The sequence below is a fragment of the Bartonella sp. TS82HLJMH genome (assembly GCF_042193495.1).
GTDB lineage: Bacteria > Pseudomonadota > Alphaproteobacteria > Rhizobiales > Rhizobiaceae > Bartonella > Bartonella grahamii.
In genome coordinates this window covers 3,222-21,133 of record NZ_JBHILU010000019.1, presented here as the reverse complement: position 1 = coordinate 21,133, position 17,912 = coordinate 3,222, and the positions used below count along the sequence as shown (strand labels likewise).

Annotated in this window: 27 protein-coding genes; all 27 read right to left on the bottom strand. The window is 46.5% G+C overall.

Translation table 11 applies throughout. The annotated features are described in order from the left end of the window. Nucleotides 1-23 precede the first annotated feature (23 nt). Nucleotides 24-1,130: a phage tail protein gene (locus ACFIKO_RS08015; RefSeq protein WP_375620381.1), complete on the bottom strand. Its 1,107-nt coding sequence runs from the start codon at nt 1,128-1,130 to the stop codon at nt 24-26. Continuing rightward, a complete protein-coding gene (locus ACFIKO_RS08010) occupies nt 1,130-2,011 on the bottom strand; it encodes a baseplate J/gp47 family protein (protein ID WP_375620380.1) in 882 nt (293 codons plus the stop codon). Before ACFIKO_RS08010 ends, ACFIKO_RS08015 begins: the two co-directional genes overlap by 1 nt. Continuing rightward, nucleotides 2,004-2,384 (bottom strand): GPW/gp25 family protein, encoded by a 381-nt coding sequence (locus ACFIKO_RS08005; RefSeq protein WP_375620379.1) that lies wholly within the window; start codon nt 2,382-2,384, stop codon nt 2,004-2,006. Before ACFIKO_RS08005 ends, ACFIKO_RS08010 begins: the two co-directional genes overlap by 8 nt. Before the next feature lie 3 nt (nt 2,385-2,387). Beyond that, a complete protein-coding gene (locus ACFIKO_RS08000; RefSeq protein WP_375620378.1) occupies nt 2,388-2,588 on the bottom strand; it encodes a hypothetical protein in 201 nt (66 codons plus the stop codon). Between the two features lie 11 nt (nt 2,589-2,599). Further along, nucleotides 2,600-3,193, bottom strand: coding sequence for a baseplate assembly protein (locus ACFIKO_RS07995; protein WP_375620377.1), 594 nt, complete (start codon nt 3,191-3,193; stop codon nt 2,600-2,602). Beyond that, nucleotides 3,190-3,711: a hypothetical protein gene (locus ACFIKO_RS07990; protein WP_375620376.1), complete on the bottom strand. Its 522-nt coding sequence runs from the start codon at nt 3,709-3,711 to the stop codon at nt 3,190-3,192. Before ACFIKO_RS07990 ends, ACFIKO_RS07995 begins: the two co-directional genes overlap by 4 nt. After that, entirely contained in the window at nt 3,708-4,202 is a 495-nt protein-coding gene (locus ACFIKO_RS07985) for a phage virion morphogenesis protein (protein ID WP_375620375.1), read from the bottom strand. Before ACFIKO_RS07985 ends, ACFIKO_RS07990 begins: the two co-directional genes overlap by 4 nt. A 1-nt stretch (nt 4,203) precedes the next feature. After that, nucleotides 4,204-4,626 carry a gp436 family protein gene (locus ACFIKO_RS07980; protein WP_375620374.1) on the bottom strand — a complete coding sequence of 141 codons (423 nt, stop codon included), beginning with the start codon at nt 4,624-4,626 and terminating at the stop codon, nt 4,204-4,206. Between the two features lie 15 nt (nt 4,627-4,641). Then, nucleotides 4,642-5,607: a capsid protein gene (locus tag ACFIKO_RS07975; RefSeq protein WP_375620373.1), complete on the bottom strand. Its 966-nt coding sequence runs from the start codon at nt 5,605-5,607 to the stop codon at nt 4,642-4,644. A 12-nt stretch (nt 5,608-5,619) separates the two neighbouring features. After that, entirely contained in the window at nt 5,620-5,961 is a 342-nt protein-coding gene (locus ACFIKO_RS07970) for a hypothetical protein (RefSeq protein WP_317993214.1), read from the bottom strand. Further along, nucleotides 5,958-7,001 carry a phage protease gene (locus ACFIKO_RS07965; protein WP_375620372.1) on the bottom strand — a complete coding sequence of 348 codons (1,044 nt, stop codon included), beginning with the start codon at nt 6,999-7,001 and terminating at the stop codon, nt 5,958-5,960. Before ACFIKO_RS07965 ends, ACFIKO_RS07970 begins: the two co-directional genes overlap by 4 nt. Nucleotides 7,002-7,611: 610 nt before the next feature. Continuing rightward, entirely contained in the window at nt 7,612-8,817 is a 1,206-nt protein-coding gene (locus tag ACFIKO_RS07960) for a phage minor head protein (protein ID WP_375620371.1), read from the bottom strand. Continuing rightward, nucleotides 8,810-10,411 (bottom strand): DUF935 domain-containing protein, encoded by a 1,602-nt coding sequence (locus tag ACFIKO_RS07955; RefSeq protein ID WP_375620370.1) that lies wholly within the window; start codon nt 10,409-10,411, stop codon nt 8,810-8,812. Before ACFIKO_RS07955 ends, ACFIKO_RS07960 begins: the two co-directional genes overlap by 8 nt. Before the next feature lie 12 nt (nt 10,412-10,423). Continuing rightward, entirely contained in the window at nt 10,424-12,046 is a 1,623-nt protein-coding gene (locus ACFIKO_RS07950; protein WP_375673693.1) for a hypothetical protein, read from the bottom strand. Continuing rightward, nucleotides 12,039-12,620 carry a phage protein Gp27 family protein gene (locus ACFIKO_RS07945; RefSeq protein ID WP_375620368.1) on the bottom strand — a complete coding sequence of 194 codons (582 nt, stop codon included), beginning with the start codon at nt 12,618-12,620 and terminating at the stop codon, nt 12,039-12,041. The genes ACFIKO_RS07950 and ACFIKO_RS07945 overlap by 8 nt, the downstream gene beginning before the upstream one ends. After that, on the bottom strand, nt 12,583-12,939 hold the full coding sequence (locus tag ACFIKO_RS07940; RefSeq protein ID WP_375620367.1) for a hypothetical protein: 357 nt from the start codon (nt 12,937-12,939) through the stop codon (nt 12,583-12,585). Before ACFIKO_RS07940 ends, ACFIKO_RS07945 begins: the two co-directional genes overlap by 38 nt. Then, on the bottom strand, nt 12,936-13,250 hold the full coding sequence (locus tag ACFIKO_RS07935) for a DUF2730 family protein (protein ID WP_375620366.1): 315 nt from the start codon (nt 13,248-13,250) through the stop codon (nt 12,936-12,938). The genes ACFIKO_RS07940 and ACFIKO_RS07935 overlap by 4 nt, the downstream gene beginning before the upstream one ends. After that, nucleotides 13,247-13,408, bottom strand: coding sequence for a hypothetical protein (locus ACFIKO_RS07930; protein ID WP_375620365.1), 162 nt, complete (start codon nt 13,406-13,408; stop codon nt 13,247-13,249). The genes ACFIKO_RS07935 and ACFIKO_RS07930 overlap by 4 nt, the downstream gene beginning before the upstream one ends. A gap of 46 nt (nt 13,409-13,454) precedes the next feature. Beyond that, nucleotides 13,455-13,793: a hypothetical protein gene (locus ACFIKO_RS07925; protein ID WP_375620364.1), complete on the bottom strand. Its 339-nt coding sequence runs from the start codon at nt 13,791-13,793 to the stop codon at nt 13,455-13,457. After that, nucleotides 13,786-14,073 (bottom strand): hypothetical protein, encoded by a 288-nt coding sequence (locus ACFIKO_RS07920; protein ID WP_375620363.1) that lies wholly within the window; start codon nt 14,071-14,073, stop codon nt 13,786-13,788. The genes ACFIKO_RS07925 and ACFIKO_RS07920 overlap by 8 nt, the downstream gene beginning before the upstream one ends. Further along, complete coding sequence (locus ACFIKO_RS07915; RefSeq protein ID WP_375620362.1) at nt 14,070-14,651, bottom strand: glycoside hydrolase family 19 protein; 582 nt, start codon at nt 14,649-14,651, stop codon at nt 14,070-14,072. The genes ACFIKO_RS07920 and ACFIKO_RS07915 overlap by 4 nt, the downstream gene beginning before the upstream one ends. An 87-nt stretch (nt 14,652-14,738) precedes the next feature. Continuing rightward, a complete protein-coding gene (locus ACFIKO_RS07910; protein ID WP_375620361.1) occupies nt 14,739-15,146 on the bottom strand; it encodes a helix-turn-helix domain-containing protein in 408 nt (135 codons plus the stop codon). 6 nt (nt 15,147-15,152) lie between these two features. Further along, nucleotides 15,153-15,770 carry a gp16 family protein gene (locus ACFIKO_RS07905; protein ID WP_375620360.1) on the bottom strand — a complete coding sequence of 206 codons (618 nt, stop codon included), beginning with the start codon at nt 15,768-15,770 and terminating at the stop codon, nt 15,153-15,155. Nucleotides 15,771-15,780: 10 nt separating this feature from the next. Next, nucleotides 15,781-16,404, bottom strand: a complete 624-nt coding sequence (locus tag ACFIKO_RS07900; RefSeq protein ID WP_375620383.1) for a DUF3164 family protein — start codon at nt 16,402-16,404, stop codon at nt 15,781-15,783. Between the two features lie 14 nt (nt 16,405-16,418). Beyond that, nucleotides 16,419-16,670, bottom strand: a complete 252-nt coding sequence (locus tag ACFIKO_RS07895; RefSeq protein ID WP_375620359.1) for a hypothetical protein — start codon at nt 16,668-16,670, stop codon at nt 16,419-16,421. Further along, nucleotides 16,667-16,930 carry a hypothetical protein gene (locus ACFIKO_RS07890; RefSeq protein ID WP_375620358.1) on the bottom strand — a complete coding sequence of 88 codons (264 nt, stop codon included), beginning with the start codon at nt 16,928-16,930 and terminating at the stop codon, nt 16,667-16,669. Before ACFIKO_RS07890 ends, ACFIKO_RS07895 begins: the two co-directional genes overlap by 4 nt. Next, nucleotides 16,927-17,912: AAA family ATPase (locus ACFIKO_RS07885; protein ID WP_375673690.1), on the bottom strand; the 986-nt coding region annotated here is incomplete at its 5' end. The genes ACFIKO_RS07885 and ACFIKO_RS07890, both read right to left, overlap by 4 nt.

The following is a 17,912-nucleotide window of genomic DNA, read 5'->3' as shown; positions in this document are numbered from 1 at the left end:
GTAAACCACTTTCATGCTTCATATTAAAACCTCAATAAAATCTTGAATTGTTCGCGAACATCGGCACGCAAAGGAATATTAATGGGTGTTTTGAGTATCTCTACACCGCCCTTCAGTTCATTGGCGTCACACCAAAGCTTGCCAGGGGGTGTCTGCTCTTTTAGGGAGCCATGAACGAGAAGGGAAACAGAGGCGGTTTGTTTGCCGTCAACATCGTGAAAGTCTGTGCGTGCTGCCAGAAACAACAGAGTGCCTGTTGTGGAAGGGTTAAATCTGTTACCACAATGGCTGTAAACCCCCTCCAAAGCTTGTTCGACAGGCGCTACAGCATAGCATCTGCGATACCCAATCACGCCATCTTGGCTGTCTCTTAACACGAGATAAAGCGTGCGACCATGAAACCATTCTGCCATCAGCATATCGCGTTCATGTTTTTTGACCGAACACCACGGAAAGTTTGCCATGTCCCATGGATAATCAATTTGTTCCCAGCTTAACTCTTCATCCCCATCCTCTATCCAATTGCCAATAAGCCTGCCTTCTTCTTCTCCCAGCGTGTGATTGATTTCTGTTGTGCGTCCAAAGGAAAACAAAGTGCCCCCAGCTGTTAAGTGAACACCGCTTTCATACTCCAACATGCTGTCATCAAGGCGTGACATATTGCCTTCCATGGCTTGTACATCATAACCATAGGTCCCTCGACGAAAATCAGAGCGCAAACTTTTGGAAAGGTCGGTAATTGCTTCAATGGATTCAAGGCTTTTCCGTTCAGGCAACTGATCAAAATCAAGTTGAAAGGAGTTCCACCATGCCCGCCCCGTCCATGCGGGCGTAAAGCGTGCCGAAATCCCTAGCCATTCAAGCCCCACCTCTATTGCAGCAAGGGAGCCGCGAATATTTTGCCATGCAAGACCCTGATCAATTAAATCATAAAGGCTAGAAAAATAAGGGTTTAATTCTTGTAAGCCATATTCGTCTATTAAAAAGGGCAACCAAGAAGGCGGACGCGTGATAAATTTCGCGCGAGGTATTTCTTCGAGTGCAGTTTTAACGTGAGGGTCAAAAGCCATTGCTTCTGCAAAACAACGTTCAAATAAGCTAGAATTCGGGGGCAAAAGTGAGGAAAGCATCAATAAGCACGCCCCCGTTCAGACAAAACAATATCCCCTAGTGCGATCGCTTCATCAGGTGCGACCAAAATATCCTCAAAGGGTTGCGTTATGTTTACATGGTGAACGCCTTCAACCATCAAGCGGCTTAGTATCCAACTTAAAGACAAATCACGCCCAAGCCTTTGCGCACGCGCCCATTCTGCTCTTAAATTCTGCTCCGCTCTTTCCAAAACAAAGGAGCCTTCATCCGGTAACAACCAAAAATCAGCAGAAACATTGATCATCCGTTGCACCGCGCTTTTCACAAGGATGTGGTCATTGGTCATTTTAACATAGGGGGCATCAAGGGCTGCTTGTACCTTGGCAATCAAAGCTTCATCAGCCACCCCTGAAGAGGCGTCACTAAAAAGCGCAACATGAATAAGTGGACTTTTACCCTCACGATAAACAAAAGCATCTTTGACATGGATATCGCTTGAGAGGGCAAAATATTGGTAACGTGGCGCTGTGCCACCTGTGGAATGTCCTTGTCTATTCAAGCGAATACGGCGGCGCAAACGCTCATCATCTTCATCCAAAAGGCGCGTGACCCCATGAAAATCCCCCAAATGATCTAAACTTGTTCCACGCGCAAATGTGAGTAAATTATCCCGCGCCACTTCATTAATCCGCTGGCGCAATAGCAACTCTTCATAAGCGGCCGCTTGCAATTGAATGACCACCGGATCATAAGCCGTCTTTTCCACATTATAAGGAATATGATGCGCTGCAAAAAGCTCAGTCAAACGCGTGATCTTTTGCTCTAAAATGGCTTCAACAGAAAGCTCTTCAATAATTTGTGGGAGAGGGAGTTGTGGAGGGGGAATTTGTGGAATGGATAAAGGTTCAAACTCAGTCATCACCAACCTCTAAATCAATACTCATTGGCTCTTTGTGTGACCAATCCCCCAAATGCCCATTGGGATAAAAAACACCCGTTAAAACAAAATGGAATGTGCCTTCACGCGTTGCTTTTGTCAGATCAATCCTCTGCAACGAAAACCCAGGCTCTCCACACTCTGGATCATCGAGTGCTTCAACAATTGCTTGATAAAGCTGCATCATCGTCGCAGGATCAGCATTGGCGTCTTGGAATGCTCCAACATCACATCCATAATGACGACGCAAAACCCGTGTCCCAATCCTTGTCGTCAAACATTTACGGAGTGACTGTTGACAATGGTCCCAACCATATAAAAGAGAGCCATCCTTTTCGCTCATCCCGCACCGCATGCTTTAAGCCCCTTTGCTTGTCTTTGTGGTAGAAACCGTTGGGGCCGCAGCAACAACAGGGGCTGGTTTTTCAGCAATCTGACCAAGCAGCAAAGGGTATTTTGCTGCCTCTTCACTTAAACAAATTTCCTCACCTTTGCCCGGTGAACGTTGACCAGCAACAAAATCGGCATTGGTTAAAATAACATAAGTGTTCTCACGCATGATAAACTCCTTTAAAGGGGGTAAGAGGTTGTGGAGGGACCCATTTTGACCCCACCGTGTTTGTGGCTTGCGCCAACAGATTTTTGATTGTGCTGCAAATCTTCTGCTTGAATGTGCACACTACCCGTTAATTCAACACGGGTTGATTGATGAGAAAGCACCAAACCTTTTTCACTCAAATGGATTTGGTTTTCCCCATGGGAGAGAATGAGTTCATCCTTCGTGATACGCAAAGCGCCACCCGCATAACACAGAGCAAGTTCTTGGAAAGAGCGTGCGGGATTAGGTGCATCCTCACTATAACTATCGCGCACCACCAGAGAGGCAGAACCAATTTCGCCATGGGGATTTAACAACCGCACCGGATCACCAACATGGAGGGGCATATTGCTTGAGAGAGCGCCAGAAGCCTCTTGCGCTTGTAGCCAAGGCGATAAAACCGCTTGTCCATTGGAACCCTGTTCGGAAAGTTTCACCCGCACCCTATGGCCATCAACTTGCACAACCCGCCCGATCATGTGTTGGTTGGCAAGACAGCGTTCAAGCGCATCAAGACGCTTCATGATTTGCCGCAAGGTATCACTTAAGAGATGTGCGTCATTCATGCCCCCACCTCATTATCCCATGAAATCAAACCACTTTTGAGTTGTCCCTCATCACAAAAAATATCCTGTCCCAAATGATATAAATCTTGGTGCCATTCCACCACGCTTATCGATACACCACGCTGCTTAATCGCCACAGAGACAATCGGTTCAATTTGCACCTCACGCGGGGCACTCAAATGCGTTAGCCCCCACAATTGCCCGCTATGACAAAGCACCGCAATAGCTTCTGCCAGAAGCCAACTGGAAACATCACGCTCTTTACCTGTGGTAATAATAAAAGCCCCTAAATGAAAATCCGCACTCATGTGTCCACTTGCTACAGAATTGAAACGGCTTTCTAATACCGCAACCCGTATTGCTGGAGCCACCAGCATCTGTGTTTCAAGTTCTTCTAAGTTAAAGCGTCCAAATTGACAGCCGCAATCACGCACATCCGGCAAAGCGCCTTTAAGGCTCCCTATCACCGCTTCACGAAACTGATTAATACGCCCTGCTTGTGTGATCGTTTGACTCATGAAAAGACCCTTTCCAGCCAATCTTCTGCCGCTTTGACAATTTCCACTTTATTGCGCTCTGAAAGCCCCAAATAAGGGCGTGCGGGCATGGTCACTTGATGCACACAAACAAAGCGGTGTGCATTACCGCTTTTAAGAAAAAAGCGCAGTGTCTTGCCATTTTTCGGGTGAATAACCCCACCCAATTGATGAATCCGCGCATAAACCAACCCAGAGCCCACAATCACCTGTTCTGGTGAAGCTTTCATATCAATGGAGCGTGAAAGCGCCCCACTGGCATAAAGAATGGAGGTGCGGGCATGATTGTTTTTCCACTTCTCTCCTTGGGGAGAGGTTTTTTCGCTTTGAATCCGCCGCCTTGTGCTCTCTTGGATAAGACGCCCCACCCCTTGTGCCAAAGTTCCCATCGAGCTCTCAGCGCCTTTTTGCAAAAAGGATAAAGCCGCTTCAAGCCCCATCTCTTTAATCTCAATATGGGTTGAAACAGACATGTTACCTTCCCATCAAACGCGGCTTAGCATGGAAAAAAGCCCCATCACGCACGGGACCATCTTCGCTCATAATTTTAGGCTCATCTATGCCTAAACCCGCTTTGCCTTCCGCAATGCGTTTCAAGAGTTCAACCGCCTGTTTGTAACGATCTTCAATGGTCGTGGTCAGTGCCGTATGGCGTATGGCTAAATTATAAACAGCAATATTGACACAGATCATACCCAAAGCCGCCGGCTGTCCAGCAATGGGGACGCAGTAGCGATGAGACAAATGCACATCAATCTCACCGCTTGCCTGTTCGAGAGCGCGGGCAATGGCTTGCTCTAAAAGAACTGGATCAGAATTCTCATCCATCCCGCATAAATCGTCCAAGAAATCATCACCCCAGAGCTCTTCAATCAATCTTTTGCTTGCATAAGCCATGTTTAAAAGTTTCCCTTAGACAACTTCTTGCAACAAAACGCCGGCATCTTTTGCGGCAACCAATTCACACACACGTTCCCCCACACGCACCCGTTTACCGCCTGACAAGCCGATATCTGGATCATTGATCACTCCAGACAAACGCTCGCCCAACTGGGCACTAAAGCCCCAACTGATGACCGATCCATCCGCCTGTTGTTTGGTGGGGTCAATATAAAGCAGTGCAATCTTATTGCCCCAGACCCGCGCCAATTGTGCTGTGCGCCCTTTGCGGGCTAAATTCACTTGCGATTCACCAATGAGTAAGCGATCGGGGTGTATTTCCATCAGATCTGCAAATTGCGCCTTGGTGACAAAACCATCAGCAGTGCCCCCACCTTTAACAGCTTTGATAATTTTCGGGTGACGTTTGAGTTTTGACCAAACAACTTTACCCATCACAATGGTGTTGGGCGTATAGACGAGACTTTTATCCATCGCCTCATCTAAAGTGGCATAAGGATCAGATTTCTCATAATCACTGAATTTATTCTCACCTTTAAGCGTTATCACGCGCTCTGATGCGTAATTTTCACTTCTTTGCACAAGGGCTGCAACACGCACTTCACGCCCCAATTCTAGCAAATTGGCAAGTCCTTCCACAGCTGTCTTTTCGGGGTTATAACGAGAGCGTCGCTCCGCCCGTGCGCGTGCCGCTGCTTCAATATCTGAATTGGGAATCAAATCATCAAGCCCGTAATCTTTGACACTGGCTTCCCGTTCAAAGGCAGAAAATTCCACCACATTTGGGCGCCCTTTTCGCCCAACCTCAAGTTCAGGAACGGTAAAATTTTCCGCTAAGGGAAATTCACTATATTTAAACACCTCACTTAAAACAGAAACGCGTGGCAAAACTTTATCGCCAATAAGAGAACCTGCTGGATTGCGATAACCAATAGCAATAGCAGTGAGTGTTGGATCAATGGGAAAAGGTCTGTTCATTTTAAGCCTCGATTAATTAATTTTAAAAGAAATAACATCACCAGCAGAACCATCACTCATGGCAATACCAATGGTGCGATCTGCTGCTTCTGCCCTTATGGCGTGCCCCTTTGGGTCAGAGGTCAAAAAATCACCAAAGGAAACATTGCCTCCACAAACCACTTCGCCCCAACCACATTGGCCAACATCAAGCATCTCACCAGCTTTGGCTTCACAAGACCCAGCAGTCCCTAATAATTTATCACCCTTACCAGAAGCCGTTGCCACCATTCCCTCACCGCGGGCTGCAACAATGCAATAAGGTGAGATCACATCTCCAGCGCGAAAAGATTTAATTAAAATCATCGTACTCATGATTGGCGCTCCTTTTGCTCGCTAATATACTCAACCGCTTGGCTAATGGTGATGTCGAAGCCTTTTTTCTTCTGCTCTTCCTGATAATGACGTGCCGCAAGGGCAACCTCTTCTGGAGCAAGCTTTGGTTCTTGTGCTAAGGCACACACTTCTAGAGGGCTTGTTGAGGCAAGCGCCGGCAATTTTTCTACCAAACTTTTAAAATGCTCCATCCCCCCTTCAAGGGCACAGAGCGCACGATATTCCTCGCGAGCAGCCGGCAAAATCTTGCCCTCTTCAATGGTCTTATCTAAAAGACTCTCAATGGCACTGTTTTTTTGCTCTTCTTGCAAAAGCGCTAAATCTTCTCGCGCTTTTTTTAATTGGGCATTTAATTCCACGCGTTCCTTTTCGCGCGCTTTAAGCGTTGCTAAAACCTCATCCGCTTTAGCATCTTCTGCCAGCGATAGTGCACTGGCAATGGCTGTCAAATCCATCATTTTCTCCGTCAAAGTTATAGGGGAAGGCTGTTCACGGCTTAAAGCCGTCATGACAAGGGCTGGACGGTTCACCAAACCAGCACCGGCTAAATTCAAAATTTCACCTTTCTTGGAATGGCGAAACTCGGGCGAAAGATAGCGATATTCTCGGGCAATAATCTTTTTGGTAGCCATATCGGTCCATTTAACACGCCCCCAAATCGCACCATCCCGCTCTGCTAATTCTTCAATCCAACCACTGGCAGGTGCTTCTAAACCATTTCTCGCACGGTGATGTTGCCCATGCTCATAATCAATCACAAGCGGTCCTTTATTGGCTGCAAAAGCTTTTAAAATAGTTTGCGGGTTATAATGCCATTGCCTTCCATCACGTGCCTTCACATGGGGCGCTTTGGGCAACAACTCTACCCACTCAGGCGCTTGGCTAATGGTGGCGTCTTCACATGAAATGTCTTGGCATAAAACGTCTGGGCAAAGATCTATTAACGCAGCATGAAATGTCCCATCATAAAATGTCTGGGCATCCCCATCTTTTTGATCTTCGTGAAATTCCTGTTCCATACATTGCCTATTGCTTTACAATTGTCATTGGCAATACAATGCATGAAACTGACTCCTACTATAAGTCTGACACTGTCAGTCAAAAGAGCATTTCTCAAAAAAACACTCTTTTCCCTATTATTCTCCTTGTGAGAGAAACCCCCGTGCTAAACCATCCCATAAAATCGTTTTCAAAGGCACTTCAAAGGCGATAGAGCGCCGTTGTGAAGTGAGAGGTACAATTTATCATCTTATACAAAAAAAGCCTCTCTCAAGCCGTTTTTTTTAAAAGATTGCTTTTTGGCTTAAAAACATTATATCATTGGAGGTAAGGTGTGAGCCAGTTTTGCCAGGACGGTTTTACCGGACCTGCGAGGAGTTGACCGCCCTCCACGCCTTCTTATTTTCTCAAACATCGGCTCTCTTCACAAAAGCCAACATGGTTTTTCTCAAGTCGTTTTTTGAGAGATTGCTTTTAAACTTTTAAACTGTTACATTATCTTCGAGGCGTGAGCCAGTTATACCAGGACGGTTTTACCGGATCTGCGAGGAGTTGACCGCCCTCCACGCCTTCTCATTTTCCTCGCCTCTTTTCCGTTAAGAACACAAGACTTTCTTCCTGTTGTTTTCTTTACAACAACCTCTCGCCCTTTTTTTCAGCCGCATCCAATAAGCGTCCAATTTCTCTAGAGCTTTTTTTATGCATAGAGGTCAGCCACCATTCTTGTTTGCTTGCCACAAATTTAACCGCTAAGCGCCACCATACCCCATCATTTTCACCAAAAAAAATAACGCCCTGCGTATCTTTGCGTCTGATAATTCCATAGGGGCGGATGAGTGTTTGAATGGCACCACGAAAATCATCCAAGTGAAGAGCTCGCGCTTGATGCTCTAACAAAATATGTTTCACACTGTCTGAGGATAAGCGAATAAGAGAATTTTCCGCTGCAAAAACATCACCCACCTTTTGTGGTATCGGTGCAATGGGTATAAAGCCGCGCGGCATCCGTCCTTCAAACATGGCTTCCAAAATTGGCGAACCCACAATATCTTCAAGGGCAATGCGCTTGCGATTGTCCCCCATCACGGAAATTTTATCACTCAAAAAATGATTTAAATTTTGCGCCCGATGTTTCCCAGGGTTCAAATGCCATCCAGGGTCAATCCCCTTTGGTATCTTTTCAACTTGTCCCGTTCGCTTATTGTGCCAAACCTGCTTTTTAACATGAAGTGGCTCTGCCCCCTCTTCATAGCCTAAATTGTCTGCTTCATAACGGCTTACCTGTCGCACACTGCATTTACACCGCCAACCATTGGGTGGATAAAGCCAATCCCAAACCGGATCATCAACAGGTGCAGTAAACCCCACCCAACTTTCATGTTCTAAACGCTTATGTTCTGAACTCGACAAAGCATAGGTGAGATAGGGCAAAAATTCTTTATTATTTTGTGTGCGCTCCCATTCACCTGCCGCATGCGCACTCATGGTATTGGCCCAATAGACCGTTTCTAAACGCCGTGGGCTGCCCAATTGCACCACGCTCTTTTCACCGCTTACAGGATCAATTGCTAATTTTTTCCCCCACCAACCCTTTTCTTGCAAAATCGGCATCAGATTTTTTTGAAACTCTTGAAAAGGAACTTGATGTTTTATGGCTTCTCCAACGGCTCGCTTAAAATCATCCAAAATGTCATAGCCTACCGATTTTGCCACCGTAAAGGAAAAAGCATGTTCTTCTGGTGCCACATCACGCCAATCAAAGCTTGGAACAAGTGCCTTGGCTTCAAAATAACGGGTGACCTCTTTAGGGGCGGTTTTAAAAAGTTCCTCATCCATGATACCCAAGCCCACGTGCAATCATTTGTACTTTTGCCAAGCGCGCTGCTAATGCGTGATGATCCATTTTACCGAGCAATTCATCCAAGCCTTTTAGGATATCCTCATAACTTTTTGCTTCTCTCACAAGCTTTTTAAAAGGCTCTAAAAGGGGTTCTAAGTCCTCTTCCCAGTCACTTAAAGCTTCTTCAGAAAGCCGGTCCAATTCGTCGTGATATTTCCCACCCTGCTCTTTTCCACCCTTGCCCTCTCTTGTCACAGAAACATCAAAAGCACCCCCACAATCAGCACAAATAGGAGCCTTTTGTCTTGCCTCACCATCCTCTTGTCCCCTCTCATCATCAAGCGCATTATCAGGAGCCTTTAAAACATCTTCTTCCTTTTTTGGTTGCGAAAAGCCAATCTTATTGCGCACTTCTTGCGCCCCAACACGCAAACCTAAAGGCACGAGTTTTTCCAGCGCATCACTAATCGCTTTAATATCTTCATTTTCCGAAATCGGCCAATAGACAAGGGGAGTGCGCTCTTGGCGCCCAAAATTAATCTCAACAAAAGGTACAATCAAATCACGATTGGCTGTCAATGCCAATTGCCGTGCATCAGCTCTGGCAATATCATGGCGCACATTTTCATGAATGCGCGCTTGCGAAAAGGACGAACCATCATCCGTCGTCATCGTTTGTCCCAACACACCCTTTGAAATCTGCCGATCTAAATATTCCGCCTTGACACCAAAAACCGCATTGCCACTGCCCCCTGCCGCTTCAATAAATTCAATCTCCATCTCTTTGGGAATAATTGCTGCCGCATCACTGGATAAATCACGCACTGCTTGAATGAGAACCCGCCGTTCCTCATGAGAAGAGCTCGCACCATATTTGCCAACACGCAACGGCATGCCGTAAACTTCTAAGAAGGCCATCCAATCTTTCAGCGTATAAGACTTAAACAAAAATGCCCAAGCCGCAAGCCGTGCAAGCCCCGTGCGGATAGGCAACCCACTTTTTAACTTTGGGCGATGAATGGAAAATTTATAAGCAGGCAACTCAATACCATAGTGAGAGCCCTCTTCTTTTAAACGCAAATGAAAACCATCCCGTCGATCCAATTGAAAAAACCGCTGGTCACGCCATTTCCAAGCAACCGGCCACCATTCCTTGGCACTCTTGTCCCACAAGGTTTCAACAACCGCATAGCCTTTTCCCAAAGCATCTAACAAATCCGTCACATAATCATCAACAAAAGTGGGTGCACTAATCACTTCTCGCACCGCATCCGCAATCTTTTTGTCCAAGGCACTGTTGCTTGCGGCAATCACTCCAGGCTCTACCCCTGTGAGAGCATTTTTACGCATGCCAAGCACAGCTCGATAATGTAAATCACGCTCTTCCATATCATCGGCAAGTTGGAAAAACTGCTCTGGATGCCCCCGTGCTGCCTGTTGTAAAATATCAGCAAGTTGCGCAGGGGTCAGACCACTGACAATGGTTTGTGACCACACATCACGAACACCGCCAATGGTAGGCGCTGCCACCTCCCGCTCTAGCCCTTTGATATGAAGCGCCCTGCCCCACTGATCTAAAAGTTTTACCATCTCATCATCCCATCAATAAATCTTTGATCGCATTGTTGAAAAAAAAGGGGTTGAAAAGAGCGAGCTTTCCTCAAAACGATAAGCCTCTCTCACAGGTGTATAATCATAAATTTCAGGAGTTTGGCGGCTGGCAAAATAAGCCAAAGCGCAAGCAATCGCGCTATCCCCATGGCGCATAAAACCGTCACTGCCTTTAAAGCGATGATTGTCTGGAATTTTCACAATGCCATTGACATAAGCAAGCGCTTGATGATCGGCAACAATGTCACTATCGCGCGGCAAAACAATGGACCCATCCCCAAAAGCTTCCAAATAAGCCGGCATTTCTTTGCCATACCAACTTTGCGACAATTGTACTTCCCTCACACAAGCCCCATAACGCTGCGCCGCCTTTTCCGCTAAATAAGCCCCATTGCCCCGTGCATCCAAAGCGCCCCCCAACAAACGCGGCAAGCCATTCACCACATAAAATAAAATCTCTCTTTGTTGATCAAACGGCGTATTGCGCAATTCCACCATAAACCGGACACGGCGCACCAGATCTTGCCCCACTTCCATTACCACAATGGATGTCGCATCACCCGATCTGGCAAAATCAACACCAAAAACATGTTGGCGCCGTCGGTCAAGCCCAATATGAAGAGGCTTTAAGCGCCCCTCACACCAATTAAAAGCAGCTTGACTTCGTTGATAATCCGATTGATTTTTAAAATCATCCACACAAGCAAAACGCAACACCGCAATATCAGGCGCACAACAATTTTCAATCTGCAAACGCGTTAAAGCCGCCCCTTCTTGATCAGCCGGTATGGCATCTAATTCTTGGCGCATAGCAGCCAAACGCACCCCATAAGAGGCACGAATCTGCTGTTCCCATCGTTGTTCAGATGCTAAACTCCACACCTCCCCCTTCATGGCACAAACTCGTTTAAACAAGCCATTTTTAACCGCTATACCAAAGGGGTAACAATGCACCGAAAAAGGCACTTTTCCTGCTCGCGCCTCACGGATCAATTCATTGAAAGGGTTTAACACACCGTTATGGGTAGAGATCACACGGATCTTGCCTCCCCAAATCAACAAAGCATTGACCGCATCCAAAACAGCCCGCACATCTTGATGAAACGCCGCCTCGTCAATCACTACAATACCTTGTAACCCACGGATATTTTCAGGGCGGCTAGAAAGCGCCTCAATCCGAAAACCTGAAGCAAAACGCACCCGATAAGCTGAGATATATTTTGTTGACCCATCCGCCCTTTGATCAGAGAATAAAAATTCCTCCACATCCCCACTATTACGAGTGATTGCCCTGGCAAAATTGCTCACATAACCAATAAATTCACGTCCCTTGTCTCTGGTATCTCCAATATAAAAAACATTATCGCCACCAGCATTAACGGTTGCTGCCGCAATAAGGGTATCATCCAAAGCTTCCGCAAAAGTAATGCCGGTCCGCCGCCCCTTTTCAACCAATTTTAATGGGGACTTATCTTCAATCCATGCGCATTGATGCGCCATCAAAACACCTTCCTCCAAAGGATCTTGCTCTTGAGGAAAAGTACTTGCCTGCCAAATATCAAAACCGCTCTGATGATCAAAGACATGACTTTTTGAGAGGAGCTGTTCAGCCATTTTTAACCCCCAACACCTGCGCACGAATAGCCCGCGCGCGCTCTTTAGAGAGCCCCGCTGCTGCCGCTGCCATCTCAACCGCTTTGCTTGCTTTGGAAGCAAAATCTTTTTCCAACTTTTGCCGCCTCGTGGTCGACAAATGTTCAGCCGCCAAAACCCCTTTGAGCGCATTGGCCAATTCTTGTGCCGCTTTTGGTGAAAGGTTTTTGCCACTGCTTAACGTGGAAAAAATCAATTCTTTAATCGCTGCTGCCGTCAACAGAGTAATATTATCAGAAGCTTTAGCATCAAAGCGCTGCGAGAGGCTTGCTGCAATTTCACGGGTTTGTTCTAGGCGCCTTGACATCACCGCTAAACGCAAAGAATAACGATTAAAACTGGAAAAAGAGGGAATAGAAAAGCTTAAACCCGTTTCCTTTTGTAAAGCCTTCAAAGCCGCTTTAAACTCACCATAAATAGCCATTTGTGTCTTCTCACGCCCATTTAAAGCCTCAGCAGCCGCAGCAATAATCTGATCACAAGCTTGCGGCAATAAATCAATCGCCGTTAAGCGTCCACGCCCGACCTTGCGCATCCTTCACCTCGTCTTTTATTGATGAACGTTTAGGCCGCTTAATCCCCTCAATGGAAAAGCTCCGGTCTAAATGACGTGCTCCCCGTTCTGTTAACGCCGCAAGAAAAACCGAACCCACACATTTTAATGTGACAGCGCCTTGATCTTCCATAAAAGCCAGTTCATTATGCACAAAATCGCGATCACGCCGGATGCCATAACTGTATAAAAGCCGCTCGATCATCGCACTCGATAAAGTTTCACTGCGCTCACAAGCAAGCCCTTTTAAAATAATTAACCGCGCTTCTTCACGGATGATTTTATCCATATCTGCTTTCATTTTTTGGCATTCTCCAGTAAAAACTCTTGCAAGCGCTCACCAATGGCTGCCACCGGTTGCAATTGCGCAGAAAGCGTGTTGAGACGACCATTCAATTTTTCCATATTCACTTCTAATCTTTGCATCGCATCGCGATCAGGCAAAAAGTCCATCTCCGTTTCTAACTTCTGCACACGCTCTTTAAGCACCACGAGATCTTTCAGCATTTCCCGCGCGCCAGAAGAAAAATAAGCTCTCAAAACCCCACAAATCGCAACAATCGAGAGCAATAAAGACAACCAGCCATTGGCAACACTGATATCCAAATTCACTTGAAAGCCCCCTCTCTTTTGCCTAGAATTGCTTTAACCGCAGCTCCTCTACGCTGTTCGCAAATCAATAAAGCAGCGCGATCACGCCCCCAATAGTGCACCACTTCGCGCGCATTCAAAGCACGCTCTGGCAATAAAGCTGGGCGGGCACACGCCATGCGAACAACAGGCGGCAATTCAACCGATAAAAACTGATACGCAAAACTATCCCTTAGCTTGGTTGTTGAGCAAGCGCACACGCTCAAGCTCAATACCACAGCCAATAGTTGGCAATACTGCATTGACCCCCTCCATTTTCACAAGCTTTTGTTCCAAAGCCGAAATCACCCCTTGCGCTCGATGCTCGGCTTCAAACGCTGCTTGCCTTTGCCGCTCCTGCGCAAGCTGTGCACGTGCTGAAGCCTTGGCAATCTCCAACTGCCAATACAAATCACGCGCCTTTTCCGCCTTTAAAACTTGCGCTTTCATAAAGCCAAAAGCCGCAAACATCACACTGACCAAAAACAACAAACCAAAAGACAGTTTTGAAAGTGGGCTAAACATTGCGCTTATCCCCCCACCCCGTTATCTCCACCCCATCATAGGAGCTGCTCTGCCGCTTATGGGAATGTTTCCTATTGGAAAAATCCAATGAACCAAAACCACGATGCACACCCAGATTGCCAACAAGTATCGCCACCATCGAAGGAATAGAAATACCTGCCATATCAACAATATGCGGTGCCCCCCACAAACCACCAGAAACGAGCAAAAAAATAACCCCCCAAGCAAACCAAAAGGACCACCACAAATAGAGCCTAGAACCACGATAAGACGGTTTCATGCCTTCACCTCGCCTCCAAGTCCCAAAAGATTTTTGGCGCGGTTTAAATAGCTCAAACGTTGCACAAGTCCATTCTTGCCCCCATTAATCGCCTTGGTAATTCTGAGACAATCATCTTGATCTGCTAGCTTATTCAAACCTCTCATCTGCCAAAACCAAACAGCAGACCAAAGCGCTGCTGGAAACTTTTCCAGCACTTGCGGAAATGCTTCACAATCAACCGCTTGTTCATCGACTAAGCGCCAAAACTTCGCAAAACGACGATAATTATTGCGCCCCGTTAATTGGATTAAACCACGCCCCTTAAAGCGCACACCATCCCCAGGGTTGACATTGCCTAAATCACGCCGCCCCTCATAAGCGCGCCCAGAGGCATATTCACAAACGGTAAAAAAACCATCACTCTCATGGGCACATTGGCTTAAAAAATGTGCAACACGCAAACGTGTCGTGATCGCCCCATAAGATAAAGCTTCAGGCAACACGCGTGCCATTTCAACAATAATAAAATCTTGGCGCGCATGATGCGTCAGTTTAGGCGCAAGGCGATGAAGAAAAGAGGCATCTATTGAAATCATAACAAACCACTCAATGAATAAAAATCCATTCGCAGTTTATGAAATCTCACGTCCCCAATATAAGCCTGACACTGTCAGTCAAAACTCTCAATACTCATAAAACTCTGGGAATAATAAACCTTGTGGTTCTTGTGAAGAAATTTTCTTCTTCAAGCGATAGGCTGTACGCACATGCATACCAGAAACAGCAGCTGCAGCATCCACCGACCAGCCTTTTTGCAACGCTTGCACCATTTTTTGCCGCCGTTCAGCATCTCTGCCAAGGGGGATCAGAAGGCGCACACCAGAACCATTAAAACAAAAATGGTTGATGAGTTGCTCAGCTTCTTCAAACCCAACAATTTCAATCAACCAATCGGCATTTTCAAGACGCCCGGGTATATAAACTTCTCGTCCTCCAAAAGCCCGCATCATATTCCATGCTGCTTCACTGCCCGCAACATCAGCTATTTCACGCAATAAGGCAGGAAAATCGCTATAGATTTCCTCTTGCATGCATGCTTACCCCTCGCTTTTAACACTTTTACGGATTTTCCGCCCCCAAACATTCATCACTTCTCTAAAGTCGCCCCCACTCATCTCACCCAAAGCTTTACCACTTAACGCCATAACACTTTGATGAAAAGCTTCCACATCAAACACAGCATCGGGATTCAAACACTTCCATTGGGCACGCAAAATCAAATATCCTGGCATTTTCTGCCAAGAATCTTGAATCTTTTTCCCTCTCCAGTCAACCCCGCCCTCACGCTGCAACCAACCTTTCAACGCCTCAATGGCTTTGCTCGCATCATCGCTATCGCGTAAAAAGCGGATATGATCAATCCCTGTTTGCCTTTTCACAAAGGCAAGCAATGCCTTATCTGAACGATCACGGATCAAGCCAAGATTCCACCCAGCAATCCAGAGCGCCTGTAATTTCTTAGCATATTTACCCTCTAAACGCTTCACATTCGGCTCAAAACCACACGCTTTCATTTCAGCGACGACTAAACGTTTCTCTAAAAGGTTCAAATCTTTCGCCGATTGCTTGCCTGTCAAGCGATAGAGCAGTGCGCGATAGGTCTCATCATCAAGACCTAAAGCGCGTTTTCCCATATGAAGGACAGCTAAAGACATCTCTCCCCCCTCACGTCTTCGCCAGATCAATGGTCACCGCACGCCAAGCGCTTTCTAATGTATCGCGCTCATAAAAACGCACATATTCCTTGGATGTTGTCACTCGGAATGACTCACGGATCGCCCGCATCGCCTCATTCCAACGTGGATCATCAATATCCAAACGCAACAGCATAAAGATCTCCCCCCGATTCACCTTGCCTTCTTTATCCGTATTAAAAGCACGCGTAATAATCGCACGGATTTCAGGTCGTGCATCCGCAGACCACTCATTCAAGCACTCATCAAGAAGACTTTTGGCAATTTGCAATTGCGGTCCAAAATCAACACTTTCCTGTACCTGCACCTTAATGCGTTGCAAACCATCAAAGCTTGTGTAAGTACAATTGCCCTTTTTGCCACGCCGCTCCACACCATATTCTTGCGCAAGCAAGCTATCAAAATCACTCAAATCCGCAATCGTATGGTTGTTAAAACGTGCAATCCTTGCCGATAACTCTTTCGCAAAACCCATAATTTTGCGCACCGTTTCATCCTCTAACAAATCCGCAGGGCGGATCAGGCTTACCGGCACCAAAGCCCCTTTTGCATCCTTCATATAACGCGTACCTTCAAGTTCAATTTGTGGATTCATCACCAACTTCCTCCTTATGTTTTTTGAAACCGACGAAATGGCACAACTTCCCCTGAAGAAGGCGCACATCCCGCTTTCAATTGCCAACGACACCGCAAAAGTTCATGCCCTAAAATGTGGTTATAGCCTGCCAAGCGGCGCAAATAATCATTCAATTCTCGAACATCTTTCGCACTTAAAAAAATCCCATCCAGTTCATGTTTTAACAAGGCAGAGCGCAAAGCAACCAAGCAATCTCTCACCATATAAGGGTTCCGTTCCATCATTTTCCGCCTCCAAAATCCATATAAATCACACGATTGCTCTCATCCGCATCAGAGCTGTCACACTCAGCCAAAACTTCTGCAACTTCAGCTTCCAAAACCGCATCCGCTTCCCCCAAACGGTGAACACTCAATTCCAATTCAAGCGATAACGCCAAATCAACACACAATTTAAGCGGCTCTCCAATGTCAAAACCGCGTTGATAATCGTCATAAAGACCAACAAGCGTATTGGATAATTCTTTGTCGCATAAAGGGATCATGCCAATTCCTCCACGTCACGGTTTTTCCATGCCGCTTTGACATGTTTCAGGGTCACCTCACACCCATCTCCAAGCGCGGCCATACGTGCCAACATCATGGTTTTGTCAATTTGCCGCAAAGCTCCAGCCTTTAAGCCAATCCCTGTCAAAAACTTTATCGCACCAACATCCTCAATCCCCCAATCATGAATGCGCGCTGCAATATCCTCACTATAGGGCTTGCGCCGTTTCAGATGCATCGCCAAACGGCTTTTAATTTGCGCATAAGAGGGACCATTTTGACGATGAACCAACCGCCCTGAGATCTCATCATTGCCAACCAAAGCCAACCCTGTGCCATTAATATCAACAAAATGGCGCAACTGATTAATCGCCTCATCCGTTAAATTTTGTGCCTCATCAACGATCAACAACGTGCCACCACCCACGCGCTCTAATTTCTTACCAATCGCACGCGTTAAGCGGGTGGGATTATATTCCACCACTTCCAATTCTGCTGCCATATCATTCAAAATACCGTGAACACTGCGCGTATGTGGGCTGGCTGTCACCAGATAAACATGCGGGCGGGTAGAGCGATAATGGCGGCAAGTTTCGGTCTTGCCACTGCCCGCATCAAGCGTAATCATCACCATATCCCCCGTGCTTTGTGCCAGTGTTAAAGTATCAATGATCTCACTGGCAATTCGATTCCTCTGAAAGGCTGGTTTTTCAGGGATCTTCTCCAAAAACCCCGCCGTTTCCTTTAAAACCTCAACCCATTGTTGAACTTTTGCATTTTGCTTCCCCAATTGCCCCGCATAACTGCCAGCATACCATTGCGAAAACGTCCCATCCGGCATCCCTATGCGCCGTGCCACCTCTGCTTTCGACCAATCATTCATTTTTCCTATAGTTCTCACCGCATCCACAAGCTCATTCCATAAAGCAATGTCATCACTGTTGCGGTTTTGTGCTGTTCCATTAGGCTGGATTTTAGGTC

Coding starts and splice junctions, on each gene's coding strand:
- ACFIKO_RS08015 (WP_375620381.1), bottom strand. CDS start 1,130: ATGCTTTCCTCACTTTTGCCCCCGAATTCTAGCTTATTTGAACGTTGT.
- ACFIKO_RS08010 (WP_375620380.1), bottom strand. CDS start 2,011: ATGACTGAGTTTGAACCTTTATCCATTCCACAAATTCCCCCTCCACAA.
- ACFIKO_RS08005 (WP_375620379.1), bottom strand. CDS start 2,384: ATGCGGTGCGGGATGAGCGAAAAGGATGGCTCTCTTTTATATGGTTGG.
- ACFIKO_RS08000 (WP_375620378.1), bottom strand. CDS start 2,588: ATGCGTGAGAACACTTATGTTATTTTAACCAATGCCGATTTTGTTGCT.
- ACFIKO_RS07995 (WP_375620377.1), bottom strand. CDS start 3,193: ATGAATGACGCACATCTCTTAAGTGATACCTTGCGGCAAATCATGAAG.
- ACFIKO_RS07990 (WP_375620376.1), bottom strand. CDS start 3,711: ATGAGTCAAACGATCACACAAGCAGGGCGTATTAATCAGTTTCGTGAA.
- ACFIKO_RS07985 (WP_375620375.1), bottom strand. CDS start 4,202: ATGTCTGTTTCAACCCATATTGAGATTAAAGAGATGGGGCTTGAAGCG.
- ACFIKO_RS07980 (WP_375620374.1), bottom strand. CDS start 4,626: ATGGCTTATGCAAGCAAAAGATTGATTGAAGAGCTCTGGGGTGATGAT.
- ACFIKO_RS07975 (WP_375620373.1), bottom strand. CDS start 5,607: ATGAACAGACCTTTTCCCATTGATCCAACACTCACTGCTATTGCTATT.
- ACFIKO_RS07970 (WP_317993214.1), bottom strand. CDS start 5,961: ATGAGTACGATGATTTTAATTAAATCTTTTCGCGCTGGAGATGTGATC.
- ACFIKO_RS07965 (WP_375620372.1), bottom strand. CDS start 7,001: ATGGAACAGGAATTTCACGAAGATCAAAAAGATGGGGATGCCCAGACA.
- ACFIKO_RS07960 (WP_375620371.1), bottom strand. CDS start 8,817: ATGGATGAGGAACTTTTTAAAACCGCCCCTAAAGAGGTCACCCGTTAT.
- ACFIKO_RS07955 (WP_375620370.1), bottom strand. CDS start 10,411: ATGGTAAAACTTTTAGATCAGTGGGGCAGGGCGCTTCATATCAAAGGG.
- ACFIKO_RS07950 (WP_375673693.1), bottom strand. CDS start 12,046: ATGGCTGAACAGCTCCTCTCAAAAAGTCATGTCTTTGATCATCAGAGC.
- ACFIKO_RS07945 (WP_375620368.1), bottom strand. CDS start 12,620: ATGCGCAAGGTCGGGCGTGGACGCTTAACGGCGATTGATTTATTGCCG.
- ACFIKO_RS07940 (WP_375620367.1), bottom strand. CDS start 12,939: ATGAAAGCAGATATGGATAAAATCATCCGTGAAGAAGCGCGGTTAATT.
- ACFIKO_RS07930 (WP_375620365.1), bottom strand. CDS start 13,408: ATGGCGTGTGCCCGCCCAGCTTTATTGCCAGAGCGTGCTTTGAATGCG.
- ACFIKO_RS07925 (WP_375620364.1), bottom strand. CDS start 13,793: ATGTTTAGCCCACTTTCAAAACTGTCTTTTGGTTTGTTGTTTTTGGTC.
- ACFIKO_RS07920 (WP_375620363.1), bottom strand. CDS start 14,073: ATGAAACCGTCTTATCGTGGTTCTAGGCTCTATTTGTGGTGGTCCTTT.
- ACFIKO_RS07915 (WP_375620362.1), bottom strand. CDS start 14,651: ATGATTTCAATAGATGCCTCTTTTCTTCATCGCCTTGCGCCTAAACTG.
- ACFIKO_RS07910 (WP_375620361.1), bottom strand. CDS start 15,146: ATGCAAGAGGAAATCTATAGCGATTTTCCTGCCTTATTGCGTGAAATA.
- ACFIKO_RS07905 (WP_375620360.1), bottom strand. CDS start 15,770: ATGTCTTTAGCTGTCCTTCATATGGGAAAACGCGCTTTAGGTCTTGAT.
- ACFIKO_RS07900 (WP_375620383.1), bottom strand. CDS start 16,404: ATGAATCCACAAATTGAACTTGAAGGTACGCGTTATATGAAGGATGCA.
- ACFIKO_RS07895 (WP_375620359.1), bottom strand. CDS start 16,670: ATGATGGAACGGAACCCTTATATGGTGAGAGATTGCTTGGTTGCTTTG.
- ACFIKO_RS07890 (WP_375620358.1), bottom strand. CDS start 16,930: ATGATCCCTTTATGCGACAAAGAATTATCCAATACGCTTGTTGGTCTT.